This window comes from Klebsiella sp. BIGb0399, assembly GCF_003752615.1.
Taxonomy (GTDB): domain Bacteria; phylum Pseudomonadota; class Gammaproteobacteria; order Enterobacterales; family Enterobacteriaceae; genus Klebsiella; species Klebsiella lignicola.
Genome location: NZ_RKHT01000010.1, coordinates 287,197 through 302,158, shown reverse-complemented (window position 1 = coordinate 302,158; position 14,962 = coordinate 287,197). Strand labels below are relative to the sequence as shown.

The following is a 14,962-nucleotide window of genomic DNA, read 5'->3' as shown; positions in this document are numbered from 1 at the left end:
CATAATAATTTTTTTATTGATAAACAAGCACTCATTCACAAGTTTGTGAATGAGTGCTTATACATTTTTAAATATCACATTAAGCATTCTGTTTCGCCATAATACGTAGCGCCTCTCGAACTTCCTCATAAACTGGCAGCGCCGTACCTGGTGTATCTAATGTCGCAATAACTACATAAGGAACCTTGAGATTTTTAATTCCAGCTCGACCGTAACAATTAATTCTGATAGCCAACCGATCTCCCTCGGTAAAGGCTGAAGCGCGATTTCCCTTGCGAACGTCGTGAAACACTGTGCCATTTTTCAGATGTGAAGGATAATAATCAAATTCATCAAGATTAATATCACCATAAGCTGGACTTGCCCAGAGTTGAGCCCCGCGGTAATCTTTATGTCCATGATTCACTGGCGAGAACCAAACTACTGTTACTACCAGGCGACGATTAATAGTTTTCGCGGCAAGACTTGGTGGGAGTGGGAAAAAATAATCTTGAGCAGTCTCAGCCTCGATAACGTTTGAATAAATAAGTGTTGCTTGATTGTCAGCACAAAAGTGAATTCGGCTTTCGTTTACCTGGCCAAATCCTAGATACTGATTAAGATCAGATTTAAATGTTCTGCTACCGTTCACATCTAAATGGTGACTAATTACTCTGCTCGAGAGAGTATTATGTTCAGCACCATGGATCATCATTGCCTTTAAAATCAGGGCATCAGATGCTTTCGAAAGTGCTTCCTTGTATCCGAACACCTTCATTTCCTGGAGCGTGTCATGCAGCATCGCAAGTCTCCTGGTCGCTAGCGCTGCTGCGTTACTTGTGCCCGCCGTGAAACCACACTGATTAAGTGCCCCCTCAGCTCCAGGCATAGCTGATTTCAGTCCCGGTCCAAAACGAAATGTTTTGGAAACATCAAGCCTGACCGGATCGCGCGATGTGTTCGTTTTATTCACATAAGTTTGACGCCCCCCAGGCATATGCACCTCAGGTTTGATCGACTTTCGCCTTCCTAACGCAATGGTATTAATCGGTGAAAACATTCCATGAGTTGAAAATACATCAACATGTCTTGGTGGAATATTGCCAGTAAAGCCATCATGATGCGATGCACCGACGGTTAACGCATTTATTGATTCAGCAGGTGAAAGCAAACGACGCAACGGACGTTGAACCGCGATTGCTTTAAGAGCATGCTCTTCCAGTTCTGTAGGGGTGAGATTAGAGAAATCATCCCCAGCGACATTATCCAGAATTAAAGGCATACTCGAATTTCCTGCACTAACGACGAACAATACCTGATATTCAACAGACAACCAGTCCAACATTCTCGCCCATGGACTCATCTGGGCATCGTACATACGGCAAGGATCTCCAATAGATAGGTTAATAATGGAGACGTCTGGAGATGTGGGCGGCTGACCGTTTTCTCCTTTTTTCATTCTGACAACGGCGCGATGGATCAGATCAGCGGGAAGATATTGAGTAGGAATTTGCTCCCTCACACTACCATCGAAACTGATACTCCCGGGAATCATGATTGGTCTGACATGAATACGCCTAGAAAGAGGCGGTTCGATCTGATTCGAAAGATCACCATGGACAATCAGAGATGCCATCGATGTACCGTGATTCTGATAGGACGGCGAGGTGTAAAGAGATTCGAAATCATCCGGATCGTCAATTTCTAGCCTACCTCTGAGGGCCGAGTGGTTTTCAAGTGGTAGACCATCGAGTAAAGCGACAATCGGACTCGCATAGGGATCGGGGAGATTCTGACCGACCAGCGTCGATATCTCGTCCCCAGTCTGAACATTTTCTTCAATAATGGGAAAAGCGCATTGGCCTAGTGGCCTAAAAAACATTACATCATCGCAGCGCATCAGTTCCAGAGCTTCGCCCCCATATAGGAGTATCTCCTGAACCTTACTGACAGGGAGATTACCGATAAGTGCGTGATAGCTGATACCTTTATACTTGCATCCACCGATAATGGTGCCACCTGCACGAGATATTAAACCTCTTATGCGTGACTCCGCCCTAGACTGCTCCTCAGGAGACGACCGATACCAAAGTTCAATTTCGAAAGGAACGGGATCATCATATCCAGCAGTCGCATCCTCAACACGTCCCTGCCAGTCTTCTAAGACGAAAGTAGCAGCTAGCCTGTCTCGGGTATCCCAGAAACGAATATCTGTAAGTCGGTCAAAGACGGCCTTCAGCGCACCAAATCCCCATTCTACTTTCCTATTTTTCTGGTATTCGCGCCACAGTGCCAAGAGACGACTGAGCCCAGCCTGGCTGCTCATTGTCAGATAAGCGTTTCTGGAAGCAGGTCTACGGGTTCCATTGCTTAACGTGTAATAATCTTCACTATCAAAAGACTTTTCAAGTAATGCGGAGGAAAGATATTCAAAACCCTTAACTCGGGTAAGTGCGGTAGCGAGGCCTTCTATTTCGCCGACGACTTCCAGCACAAGTACTTTTTCAGGAAGAAAGCCGTCAGCGGTTTCAGCAAGTTCGATATATTCTGCAAAATTACGCTCAAGCCTTTCGACTTTTGGAAAAACTCGTGCAGCCTGGATATCTATATTCGGAAACTGAATCGATGAACGATTAGGCGTCAGATCGTCCCTCTTTAAAACTGGTTTTGGCGGGGTGAATATTAAGAGAGGATTCTGCGCCATTTCACTTTCCTTATTAGTGAATTAATCTTTTTGCCGATATCGCTCCGACCAGTGCTTAAGGCAGTGAGCGGAAATTTCCTTCAGTTTTTTTTCGCTTGCGGGGAGACCAAGCACGTATTTACGTTGCACATCGAGAGCAAATTCTTCTAACTCGGCGAAGCTAAGACCAGACAGCTTTCTGGCAAGTGTCGAAGGGGCAAGGCCGAGAGAATGACCCACGCGTTTCTCAAACTCTTCAAACCATTTCGTCGCCATACTCTGTGTTGGAGACGGCAAAGTTATCTGTAACTGAAATCTGCGCCAGATGGCCTTATCGAGCATTGCTTCATGGTTCGTTGCCCCTACAAACACAACATGGCTAGGTAGTAGGTCAATATGTTTAAGCAGGGAATTCACTACACGCTTCATTTCACCGTTGTCATTAACATCTTCGCGCTCTTTACCTATGGCGTCAAATTCGTCAAAAAATAGCACGCAGCGCTGAGTTTTAACAAATTCAAATAACTTGTCTATTTGCTGTGCTGTTTCTCCAAGATAGCGGTTAATTATTCCTTCGTACTTAACCGTAAAGAAAGGAAGCGAGAGATGGTTGGCCAGCGCTTCGGCAATTGAAGTTTTGCCGTTTCCTGGAGGCCCAGATAACAATAGTTTATGACGCGGTTCCAGATTATACGACCGCAACAGATCGCGACGCGCATGCTCTTCTATCAACTCCATAAACTGCGTAGTCACGGTTTCAGGGATGATCAAATCATCCAGAATTTTACGCGGTTGGATTTCATAAAAGGCATTCTGGAGATCAGAATCGTAGGTATAACGGCGCGCCTCACCAGAGCCTGTACTAGTAAGAATATTTTTCAGCTTATCGGCAAGCTGATATTGATGGCGTGCTGTTGCTTCTGCAGCGATCGCTTCTGCAGTTATTTTGAAACGCGGAAGGTCACCCTTCATCCCAGTCTCAACTAAACTTAGCACTAAGTCGGCTCTGGCCATTTTTTACCTCATCTTACTACAGAGTGTAGTTTATCAAGCCAGTAGTACACGGCAAACACATATCTACATCGAAGATGATCTCCCCTCTACCAGACCTCATCGTAAAGACAGAATCTGTCTACTGATATGGGATTAAGTCTAGGAAGTAAAACATCTTTTCCATTTGAGACCGATTAATCACCGTTTCGCTTCCTAAAATCAAACGGACTAACCTCTTTCTCCCGATTTGCATCCAGAAAATCAGCCCACCACTGCAACATTAGCCTCCTCTCCCCCAGATGCTCAGCCTTGTGGATGTAAGCCGCCCGAACAGAGTTGCGTTCCTGATGGCTCATCTGCCTCTCCACCGCATCCCTCGACCACAGCCCCGACTCAATCAACGAACTACATGCCATTGTCCTGAAACCATGCCCACAGACTTCCGTTTTCGTGTCATAGCCCATCACTCGCAGAGCCTTGTTAACCGTATTCTCACTCATCGGCTTACGCGGATCGTGATCGCCCACGAAAATCAGCTCTCGGTTCCCATTCATGCTTTTGATCTTTTCCAAGATAGCGAGGGCTTGTCGCGACAAAGGAACAAGATGTGGAGTGCGCATCTTCGAACCACGCTGAGAATGCTTGACTCCTTCCAGTGGCTCACGCTCGCCCGGAATCGTCCACATAGCAGTTTGGAAATCCACTTCTGACCAGCGTGCAAAACGCAGCTCGCTTGAACGGATGAAAACTAACAACGTGAGTTCGACAGCCAGTCGGGTTAACGGTCTGCCAGAGTATTGATCGATGCGGTGAAGTAATTCAGGAATGCGGTTAAGTTCCAATGCAGCACGATGCTGTCTTTTCGCCGTAGCAACCGCACCGGCAATCTCTTGAGCGGGGTTATAGTCGATTAAGCCGCTCTGAACGGCAAAGCGCATAATCGCGGTAGTCCGCTGTTGTAAACGGGCTGCGACTTCAAGCCGCCCGGATGACTCAACTGCTTTGATAGGTACGAGCAGATCTCGCGTCTTCAATTTAGCAATGTTCCGCTTACCAATAGCAGCAAAGAGATTATCTTCCAGGCTTTTCAATACACGAGCACTATGCGATGCCGACCACTTTTGATTGCTGGCGTGCCAGTCTCTGGCGACCACTTCAAACGTTATCGCCTCTTGCTCCAGCTCTACCTTAACGGCTTTCTTGTTCTCACTGGGATCGACGCCATTCGCTAATAGCTTACGGGCTTCATCCCGGCGTGCCCGGGCATCCGCCAACGACACTTCAGGGTATTTCCCCAACGCCAACATCTTCTCTTTACCACCGAAGCGATAACGTAGCCGCCAGTATTTGGAGCCGTTAGGGTGAACCAGCAAAACCATACCGTCGCCGTCAGTTAGTTTATAGGCTTTTGCTTCAGGCTTAGCCGAACGAACCTTCACATCACTCAGAGCCATGATGAGTATCCTTTCAAGGGTTCTGTGTGGGTACAAACATTATCGAACCGGGATATACCCGCAGTTGTACCCGCATCAGTAAGTTGATGTAGATTGAATCAGGTTGACTTAGGTTGAGTGAAAAATCGAGGAAAGCCTTGCAGATACTGAATTTCAGGCACAAAAAAAGACGTCCGTTGACGTCTATTGATGTTCCGATGGTGCCGAAGGCCGGACTCGAACCGGCACGTATTTCTACGGTTGATTTTGAATCAACTGCGTCTACCGATTTCGCCACTTCGGCACTGAAGGGATACGGAAACGTTGTGGATTATACCTGTCGATGGCCGCCATGCAAGCGCCAGCGTATGCCAGCCTCGCTAAGTGTTGAAAAAAACAGCGTTTAGTCCCTCAACTCCCCGTTGCTGCTCCCCGCAACGCCTCAGCGCCGCCATCTCCCCCGCGCCTCCTTCTGCCAAGCACTCACCCGCCCGATGCTCTACACTTTCTGTTTATCTGAGCCTGGCCAGACAACGCACACTACGCCAAACCAAGGAAACCGTCATGAGCACCATTAAAAGCTACGCCGCCAAAGAAGCGGGCGCCGACCTGTCGCTATGGGAATACGACGCGGGCGAACTGCTGCCCCAGGACGTCGAAGTGCAGGTTGAATACTGCGGGATCTGCCACTCTGACCTGTCGATGATCGACAACGAATGGGGCATGTCGAGCTATCCGCTGGTTGCCGGCCACGAAGTGATCGGCCACGTCTCGGCGCTGGGCAGCTCAGCGCAGAATAAAGGACTGAAGATCGGCCAGAAGGTGGGGATCGGCTGGACCGCCCGCAGCTGCGGGCACTGCGACGCCTGTATCAGCGGCAACCAGATCAACTGCCTGGAAGGCTCGGTACCGACCATCATCAACCGTGGCGGCTTCGCCGATAAACTGCGCGCCGACTGGCAATGGGTGATCCCCCTGCCGGAAAGCATCGACATCGAAACCGCAGGCCCTATGCTCTGCGGCGGCATCACCGTCTTTAAACCCCTGCTGATGCACCACGTCACCGCCACCAGCCGCGTCGGCGTCATTGGTATCGGCGGCCTGGGCCACATCGCCATCAAACTGCTGCACGCCATGGGTGCGGAAGTTACTGCCTTTAGCTCGAATCCGGCGAAAGAGCAGGAAGTGCTGGCAATGGGTGCCGATCGTGTGGTCAACAGCCGCGATCCGCAAGCCTTAAAAGCGCTGGCCGGTCAGTTTGACCTGATCATCAACACCGTCGCGGTGGACCTCGAATGGCAGCCGTACTTTGAAGCGCTGGCCTACGGCGGCAATTTCCACACCGTCGGCGCGGTGATGAAACCCCTGCAGGTCCCGGCCTTTACCCTGATTGGCGGCGACCGCAGCATCTCCGGCTCGGCCACCGGCAACCCGTCTGAACTGCGCAAGCTGATGAAATTCGCCGGGCGCAGCAAAGTCGCCCCAACTACCGAACTGTTCCCCATGTCGCAGATCAACGATGCCCTGAAGCACGTGCGCGATGGCAAAGCCCGCTATCGCGTGGTGCTGAAAGCCGACTTCTAAGCACGACGCTCCCCCGCCGGGCGCCCCTTGCGCCCGGCATTTTGCTGCCACTTCATCAAACCGTCATCTCCCCGCCATCCCTTTGCAGTCATTCGTTCCCACAATCCGGGCTTCCACAAACGCCTGAACGAGACGTCTGCCACCATGAGAAAAACCTGGCTCCCCTGGCTGATACTGTCGCCTTCTCTGCTGTTTTTACTGCTGTTTACCTGGTTCCCGCTCGGCCGTTCGGTATACGACAGCCTGTTCGACACCCGCATGGCCAGCGACGGCGCGCCCTTTGTCGGGCTGGATAACTTCGCCCGCCTGTTTGCCGATAACGTCTTCTGGCAATCGCTGCTCAATAACCTGCTCTACATCCTGCTGACGGTGATCCCCGGCGTCACCCTGGCCCTGCTGCTGGCGGTGGCCCTCAGCGAAAACCACCGCGTGAACCGCTGGCTGCGCACCGCCTTCTTCTTCCCGATGATCATTCCGATGGTCAGCGCCGCCGCGCTGTGGCTGTTTATCTTTATGCCCGGCCTCGGCCTGCTGGACCACTATCTGGCAAAGCTCTTCGGCCCGATGAACACCAACTGGCTGGGGCACAGCAACAGCGCGCTGCTGGCGCTGGCGCTGATTGGCGTGTGGAAGTTCGCCGGCTACTACATGCTGTTTTTCCTCGCCGGGTTGCAGAGTATCCCGGCCTCCACTCGCGAAGCGGCGATAATGGAAGGAGCCACCCGCAGCCAGGTGTTCTTTAAGGTCACCCTGCCGCTGCTGCGCCCGACCCTCAGCTTCGTCATCACCACCGCGCTTATCTACTCCATCACCCAGATTGACCACGTGGCGGTGATGACCCGCGGCGGGCCGGACAACGCCACCACCGTGCTGCTCTACTACATCCAGAATCTGGCGTGGGATACCCACGACCTCGGCAAAGCCTCTGCCGCCACCTTCCTGACGCTGGCCGGGCTGTTCGCCTTCTCGCTGATCAACCTGAAACTGCTGGAGAAAGGAGCGCACTATGAGCGCTGAAGCCTCACCGCCGCTGCTGCGAGAGCGGCAGCGATCCCACCCGCTGTGGCTGCGCCTGCGTCGTTCACAGTCGTTTACCCTCAGCGTGCTGATGGCCTGCCTGGCGCTGCTGTGGGTCAGCCCGCTGCTGTGGATGCTGGCGACCGCCTTCAGCGCCACCACCTTCGGCGAAGACATGGCCTCGCTGCTGCCGCGCCCGCCGCTGACCCTCGATAACTTCCGCGACGCCTGGGCCAGCGCCGACTGGCTGAGCCTGTACGCTAACACCCTGATCTTCACCTTCGGCACCTTCATCGTGCAACTGTTCACCATCACCACCGCCGGGTACGTCTTCGCCTGCCACGAGTTCCGCGGCAAACAGACGCTGTTCCTGCTGTTTTTGGTGCAGCTGATGATCATGCCGGTGGTGATGATGGTGCCGAACATGCTGACTCTGAAAACCTTCGGCCTGCTCAACACCCTTACCGGGGTGATGATGCCCTACTTCACCTCGGCGTTCGGCGTGTTCCTGATGCGCCAGGCGTTCCTCGCCATCCCCAAAGAGCTGGAAGAAGCTGCCCTGATGGAGGGCTGTCGTTGGTGGCAGGTGCTGTTCCGCGTGCTGCTGCCGATGTCCTGGCCGTCGGTGCTGGCCTTCGCCACCGTCAGCATTACCTACCACTGGAACGAGTATCTGTGGCCGCTGATGATGCTCAACGATCCCGATAAACAGGTGCTCACCGTGGGGCTGGTCTCCTTCGCCATGGGCGCCGAATCCGGCGGCCAGTGGGGCACCATCGGCGCCGGTACCTTGATGGTCTGTCTGCCGCTGATGCTGGCGTTCATCCTTTTCCAGAAACAGTTCCTGCGAAGCTTCGGCTTCTCCGGGATCAAATAAGGAGTTATCTATGCTGTTAGCGCAAATCTCGGATACCCACTTTCGCAGCCACGGTCAAAAACTGTATGGTTTTATCGATGTGAATGCCGCCAACGCCGACGTGGTCTCCCAGCTGAACGCCCTGCCCGAGCGCCCGGACGCGGTAGTGATCAGTGGTGATATCGTCAACTGCGGCCGCCCGCAGGAGTACGAGGCGGCCCGCCAGATCCTCGGCGGCCTGAACTATCCGCTGTACCTGATCCCCGGCAACCACGACGACAAAGCGCTGTTTCTGGAATACCTGCAGCCGCTGTGCCCGCAGCTCGGCAACGATGCGCAGAACATGCATTACGCGGTGGACGATTTTGCCACCCGCCTGCTGTTTATCGACTCCAGCCGCGCCGGCACCTCCAAAGGCTGGCTGACCGACGAAACCATCAAATGGCTGGAAGCCCAACTGTTCGACGGCGGCGACAAACCGGCCACCGTCTTTATGCACCACCCGCCGCTGCCGCTGGGCAATGCCCAGATGGATCCCATCGCCTGTGAAAACGGCTACCGCCTGCTGGGGCTGGTTGAGCGCTTCCCTTCGCTGACGCGCATCTTCTGCGGCCATAACCACAGCCTGACCCTGACCCAGCACCGCCAGGCGATCATCTCCACCATTCCCGGCACCGTCCATCAGGTGCCCTATTTTCATGAAGACAGCCGCCCGTACTACGACCTGTCGCCAGCCTCGTGCCTGATGCACCGCCAGGTCGGCGAGCAGTGGGTCAGCTACCAGCACCCGCTGACCCATCACGCCGGGCCTTGGCTGTATGACGAAAACATTAGCTGCCCAACGGAAGAGCGTTAATCCTCATGCTTAGTTTGCAAAACATCAGTAAGCGCTTTGACGGCAAACCGGCGCTCGATGCCCTCTCCCTCGACATTCACGACGGCGAGTTTGTGGTACTGGTCGGCCCCTCCGGCTGCGGCAAAAGCACGCTGCTGCGGCTGCTGGCCGGGCTGGAGCCGGTGAGCGAAGGCGAGATCTGGCTGCACAATGAAAACATCACCGCCCTGTCGCCGCGCGAGCGTAACTTCGCGATGATCTTCCAGAACTACGCGCTGTTTCCGCATCTGTCGGTGCAGGACAACATCACCTTCGGCATGAAGGTGCGTAAGGAAGACAAGGCCAGCTGGCAGCCGCGGGTCGACCACGTGGCGCAGATGCTGCAGCTGGAAAGCCTGCTGGACCGCAAACCGGCGAAGCTCTCCGGCGGCCAGCGTCAGCGGGTGGCGATGGCCCGCGCCATCGTGCGCAATCCGCGTCTGTTTCTGATGGACGAGCCGCTCTCCAACCTCGACGCGCGGCTGCGCAGCGAGGTGCGCGACAGCATTATGGATCTCCACCAGCAGCTGAAAACCAGCACCGTCTACGTGACCCACGACCAGACCGAAGCGATGTCGATGGCCGACCGTATCGTGGTGATGAACGGCGGCCAGGTGCAGCAGGTTGGGCCGCCGGAGCACCTCTATGCCCATCCGGCGAACCTGTTTGTCGCCGGTTTTATCGGCTCGCCGGCGATGAATCTGCTGTCGCTGCCCTGCGCCGACGGCCAGGTTCAGCTCGGCGAACTGCGTCATCCGCTGCCGCAGGACTGGCGCGACGAATCCCGCGTCTGGCTGGGCATTCGTCCGGAACATATCAGCGATCGCGTGGAGGAAGGCCACCTGCGCCTGCCCGCCAGCGTGTTGCAACGAGAACTGATGGGCGCCGATTATCTGCTCCACGTCAGCACCCCTATCGGCACCCTGCGCTTTAGTCGCCGCCACCGCGGCACGGTGCCGGAGAAAGGCGACACGCTGACCCTCGGCTTCGCGCCTGCCGATATTCATCTCTTTCATGCTGATCAGCAGCACAACTTAATGAGCCTGTGAATCAGGCGTTTACTCCAGGAGATTGACCATGCTTAAAACCCTGACGGCGGTCGGGCTTTCATTCGCCCTCTGCGGCAGCGCGCTGGCGAAAGAGAAGATCGATTTCATGTTCCCGGCGCCGGTCGACGGCAAGCTGACCATGGAGATGACCCGGGTTATCAAAGCCTTTAACGACGCGCAGCAGGATGTCGAAGTGCGCGGGATCTTCACCGGTAACTACGACACCACCAAGATCAAGGCCGAGTCGGCGCAGAAGGCCGGGCAGCCGCCGGCGCTGGTGATCATGTCCGCCAACTTCACCACCGATCTGGCGCTGAAGGAGGAGATCCTGCCGATGGACGAGCTGTTTAAATATGGCGACCAGAAGGCAGGCGACTTCCTGGTGCAGGATTTCTGGCCGGCGATGCACAAGAACGCCCAGGTGATGGGCACCACCTATGCAATCCCGTTCCATAACTCGACGCCGATCCTCTATTACAACAAGACGCTGTTCGATCAGGCCGGGATCAAACAACCGCCGCAGACCTGGGCCGAGCTGCTGGCGGCTGCCAAAAAGCTGACCGACGAGAGCAAAGGCCAGTGGGGGATCATGCTGCCGTCGACCAACGATGACTACGGCGGCTGGATTTTCTCGGCACTGGTGCGGGCCAACGGCGGTAAATATTTCAACGAAGATTACCCCGGCGAGGTGTACTACAACGCGCCGACCACCATCGGGGCGCTGCGCTTCTGGCAGGACCTGATCTACAAAGACAAAGTGATGCCCTCCGGCGTGCTGAATTCAAAGCAGATCAGCGCCAGCTTCTTCTCCGGCAAAGTGGGCATGGCGATGCTGAGCACCGGCGCGCTGGGCTTTATGCGTGAGAACAGCAAAGATTTTGAGTTGGGCGTGGCGATGCTGCCGGCAAAAGAGCAGCGGGCGGTGCCGATCGGCGGCGCCAGCCTGGTGAGCTTTAAAGGCATTTCCGAGGAGCAGAAGAAAGCGGCATATCAGTTCTTAACCTATCTGGTCAGCCCGCAGGTGAACGGCGCCTGGAGCCGCTTTACCGGCTATTTCTCGCCGCGAAAAGCCGCCTACGATACCCCGGAAATGAAAGCCTATCTGCAGCAGGACCCGCGCGCGACGATTGCGCTGGAGCAGCTGAAGTACGCCCATCCATGGTATTCCACCTGGGAGACCGTCGCCGTGCGTAAAGCCATGGAAAACCAACTGGCCGCAGTGGTCAACGATGCCAAAGTGACCCCGGAAGCCGCGGTACAGGCTGCCCAGAAAGAGGCCGATGCGCTGATGAAGCCCTACGTCGATAAAACCGCCCTGGCGCAACAGCAGTAACCCCTGCCCTTCCCGGTGGCGCTGCGCTGACCGGGCTACCGGATCACCACTGCCTGAAGTTAGTAGCCCGGACAGGCGCCACGCGCCGCCTCCGGGATGACGCACTCCCCGGTGGCGCTACGCTGACCGGGCTACCGGCTCACCACCGTCTGAGATTTAGTAGCCCGGACAGGCGCAATGCGCCGCCTCTGGGATGACGCACTCCCCGGTGGCGCTGCGCTGACCGGGCTACCGGCTCACCACCGTCTGAGATTTAGTAGCCCGGACAGGCGCCACCCGCTGCCTCCGGGATGACGCACTCCCCGGTGGCGCTACGCTGACCGGGCTACCGGCTCACCACCGTCTGAGATTTAGTAGCCCGGACAGGCGCCACCCGCTGCCTCCGGGATGACGCACTCCCCGGTGGCGCTGCGCTGACCGGGCTACCGACTCACCACCGCCTGAAGTTAGTAGCCCGGACAGGCGCCACCCGCCGCCTCCGGGATGACACGCTCCCCGGTGGCGCTGCGCTGACCGGGCTACCAGCTCACCACCGTCTGAAGTTAGTAGCCCGGACAGGCGCCACGCGCCGCCTCCAGGATGGCGCACTCCCCGGTGGCGCTGTGCTGACCGGGCTACCAGCTCACCACCGTCTGAGGTTAGTAGCCCGGACAGGCGCTACGCGCCGCCTCCGGGACAAAACGATCCCCCGAAACTACCGCCAGCCGTTTGATTTTTCAGCGTAAAAAGGGTACGTTTTCCACCTTCCCCCCTAGCGTGAGCGGTCGTGCATTATGCCTATTATTCAGTCTGTTGAACGTGCCTTGACGATCCTCGACCTGTTTAACGAGCAGGCCACGGAGCTCAAGATCACCGACATCAGCAAACAGATGGGCCTCAGCAAAAGCACCCTGCATTCGCTGCTCAAAACGCTGCAGCTGCACGGCTATATCGACCAGAACCCGGAAAACGGCAAATACCGCCTGGGCATGAAGCTGGTCGAACGCGGTAATTTTGTGGTGGGGACCATCGATATTCGTCAGAAGGCCAAAAGCTGGCTGACCGAACTGTCGCAGCACACCGGGCAGACTACCCACCTCGGTATCCTTGACGGTCGCGAGGGGGTCTATATCGAAAAAATCGAAGGCAAACTCGCCGCCATCGCCTACTCGCGCATCGGCCGACGTTTGCCGATCCACGCCACGGCGATCGGCAAGGTGCTGATCGCCTGGCTCAGCGAAGCAGAGCGCCAGCCCCTGCTGGAAGGCTATCAGTACACGGCCTTCACTCCCGCGACCCTCACCACCCGCGAGGCCCTGCTGGCGGCGCTGGCGCAAACCCGCGCCAACGGCTATGCCCTCGATAGCGAAGAGAACGAACAGGGCGTGCGCTGCGTGGCGGTACCGGTATGGAACCATGAATCGCGCGTTATTGCCGCCCTGAGCCTGTCAACGCTCACCTCCCGCGTCGATGACGAGGAGCTCGCTCGCTTTCGTGCCCTGCTGGAAACCGCCGGGCGCCAGCTATCGGTCGCGCTGGGCTACCCGGCCTGAAGCGTTATCCGGCAACCGGCTCATAGCTGAAGTAGTCGAAATCGGCGTAGCACCCGTCGCCGCTGATATCCTCGCAGTGCAGGCCAACGAAGGCACCGGTAAAGAATCCGCGCCCGCCGATATAATCATCCGACAGCTTCCAGGCGGCATAGTCAACCGGCACGGTGTGCCACACCTCACCGTCAAACGAATAACGGTAGCGATAAACCAGTCCTTCGACCTCCACCCGCAGCCAGATGCTTTGCGCCGTTTCCGGCACCGCAATCGGCTGCTCGTGCAGCGGCCATGACGGCACGTTGTGGTCCAGCTGCAGCACTTTTATCGTCCGCCCCCGGCCCTCTTCGAAATCCACAAAGCAGTAGCTCCAGTTTTTGCTGTTGTAATAGCAGGTCAGGCCGGCGCTCTGCTGGAAGTTCTCCGGGGAAAATTCCATGCGCGTTTCGGCGCGGAAGGCCGGGTGCTGCCAGCGCCGGGCCACCGTCGACTGGGTAAAGGTGGAGTTAAGCGAATCGTTGCCATACAGCCGCAAAAAGCCCGAACGCGCGCTGAGCGAACCTAAGGTGTCATCAAACGGGATACGCAGAGTCTGCAGGTGCGGATCGAGGGCCGGGCCGCTGAAGTCATCCCGCCAGTTCTCGCTGGCGACGGCGCAGCTTTCGGTCATCCTTGGCCCCGGCACGGTCAGTTGCGCATGTTTGCCCCCTTCCACCGACGGCCAGCCGTCGTGCCAGGCAATACGCGCGATCCCCGTTTCACGCCCGAGCGAACAGTAGCCACGCCCGCCGGAAGCCAGCAGCGGCACGCCGGGCAAACGCTGCGGACGGCTGGTGAGATAGGCCATATACCATTCGCCAGTGTGGGTCTCCAGCAGCGAACCGTGGCCGCTTTTCTGCAACGGGTTCTCCGGCAGATGCCAGCTGGTCATCATCGTGCCGTCCGGGTGCAGCTCATACGGGCCGTCGATGTTTTTAGCCCGCAGCACCACCACCGCATGCTCGTAGCTGGTGCCGCCCTCGGCGACCAGCAGATAGTACCAGCCGTCTTTCTGGTACAGATGGGCCCCTTCGGTGTAGCGCAGCGCCGTACCGGTAAACAGGGTTTTCCGCGTTTTCGACAACGTCTGGGTCTGCGGGAAGAACTCCTGCATCACGATGGTACAGTGCGGATCGCTGTGGTGACGCGGCCCCCACGGGCGATAGATATAGTATTTTCGCCCGTCAGTATCGTGGAACAGCGACGGGTCGAAACCGCCGTTGCCCATGGCGACAGGCTCGCTCCACGGCCCTTCAATGGACGGGGCGGTGACCAGAAAGTTGCGGCCGTTTTTCCACGGTGAATCCACGATTTTGACATCGGTATACAGCAGCCAGAACTGCCCGTCGGCGTAGCTCAGACACGGCGCCCAGATGCCGCCGGAGTCCGGGTTGCCCTTCATGTCCAGCTGCGACACGCGATCCAGCGGGGTGCTGACCAGCGACCAGTGTTTCAAATCTCGCGAATGATAAATGCGCCCCCCCGGAAACCACTCGAAGGTAGAGGTGGCGATGTAGTAATCCTCACCCTGGCGACACATCGACGGGTCCGGGTTAAACCCGGTCAGAATCGGATTGGTAATCGTGTACATAGTAC

The 14,962-nt window shown here is 56.3% G+C and carries 11 protein-coding genes and 1 tRNA gene; 7 read left to right on the top strand and 5 right to left on the bottom strand.

The genetic code is table 11. From position 1 onward, the window contains the following. Positions 1–79 precede the first annotated feature (79 nt). The 4 genes from EDF82_RS23865 to EDF82_RS23850 all read right to left on the bottom strand — a co-directional run bounded on the left by EDF82_RS23865 (position 80) and on the right by EDF82_RS23850 (position 5,392). Positions 80–2,683: a S8 family peptidase gene (locus tag EDF82_RS23865; RefSeq protein WP_123757944.1), complete on the bottom strand. Its 2,604-nt coding sequence runs from the start codon at positions 2,681–2,683 to the stop codon at positions 80–82. A gap of 21 nt (positions 2,684–2,704) precedes the next feature. Then, the gene (locus EDF82_RS23860; protein ID WP_049267269.1) at positions 2,705–3,676 is read right to left on the bottom strand and encodes an AAA family ATPase; all 972 of its coding nucleotides are present in this window, start codon (positions 3,674–3,676) and stop codon (positions 2,705–2,707) included. 173 nt (positions 3,677–3,849) lie between these two features. Continuing rightward, positions 3,850–5,109 (bottom strand): integrase arm-type DNA-binding domain-containing protein, encoded by a 1,260-nt coding sequence (locus tag EDF82_RS23855; protein ID WP_123757943.1) that lies wholly within the window; start codon positions 5,107–5,109, stop codon positions 3,850–3,852. 198 nt (positions 5,110–5,307) lie between these two features. Beyond that, positions 5,308–5,392 (bottom strand) — tRNA-Leu (locus EDF82_RS23850). A 260-nt stretch (positions 5,393–5,652) separates the two neighbouring features. On the opposite strand from EDF82_RS23850, the gene EDF82_RS23845 reads away from it, so the two are divergent. From EDF82_RS23845 to EDF82_RS23815, 7 genes are all read left to right on the top strand, one after another. Then, positions 5,653–6,672, top strand: a complete 1,020-nt coding sequence (locus EDF82_RS23845) for an NAD(P)-dependent alcohol dehydrogenase (protein ID WP_123757942.1) — start codon at positions 5,653–5,655, stop codon at positions 6,670–6,672. A gap of 144 nt (positions 6,673–6,816) precedes the next feature. Continuing rightward, positions 6,817–7,689, top strand: a complete 873-nt coding sequence (locus EDF82_RS23840; protein WP_123757941.1) for a carbohydrate ABC transporter permease — start codon at positions 6,817–6,819, stop codon at positions 7,687–7,689. Continuing rightward, the gene (locus EDF82_RS23835) at positions 7,679–8,566 is read left to right on the top strand and encodes a carbohydrate ABC transporter permease (protein WP_123757940.1); all 888 of its coding nucleotides are present in this window, start codon (positions 7,679–7,681) and stop codon (positions 8,564–8,566) included. The genes EDF82_RS23840 and EDF82_RS23835 overlap by 11 nt, the downstream gene beginning before the upstream one ends. 10 nt (positions 8,567–8,576) lie before the next feature. Then, positions 8,577–9,401 carry a phosphodiesterase gene (locus tag EDF82_RS23830; protein ID WP_123757939.1) on the top strand — a complete coding sequence of 275 codons (825 nt, stop codon included), beginning with the start codon at positions 8,577–8,579 and terminating at the stop codon, positions 9,399–9,401. 5 nt (positions 9,402–9,406) lie between these two features. Then, a complete protein-coding gene (locus tag EDF82_RS23825; RefSeq protein ID WP_123757938.1) occupies positions 9,407–10,468 on the top strand; it encodes an ABC transporter ATP-binding protein in 1,062 nt (353 codons plus the stop codon). 28 nt (positions 10,469–10,496) lie between these two features. Next, positions 10,497–11,801: an ABC transporter substrate-binding protein gene (locus EDF82_RS23820; RefSeq protein ID WP_123757937.1), complete on the top strand. Its 1,305-nt coding sequence runs from the start codon at positions 10,497–10,499 to the stop codon at positions 11,799–11,801. A gap of 773 nt (positions 11,802–12,574) precedes the next feature. Then, a complete protein-coding gene (locus EDF82_RS23815; RefSeq protein ID WP_123757936.1) occupies positions 12,575–13,333 on the top strand; it encodes an IclR family transcriptional regulator in 759 nt (252 codons plus the stop codon). 4 nt (positions 13,334–13,337) lie between these two features. Here EDF82_RS23815 and EDF82_RS23810 read toward each other — a convergent pair whose 3' ends face one another. Further along, complete coding sequence (locus tag EDF82_RS23810) at positions 13,338–14,957, bottom strand: glycoside hydrolase family 43 protein (RefSeq protein ID WP_123757935.1); 1,620 nt, start codon at positions 14,955–14,957, stop codon at positions 13,338–13,340. Positions 14,958–14,962 lie beyond the last annotated feature (5 nt).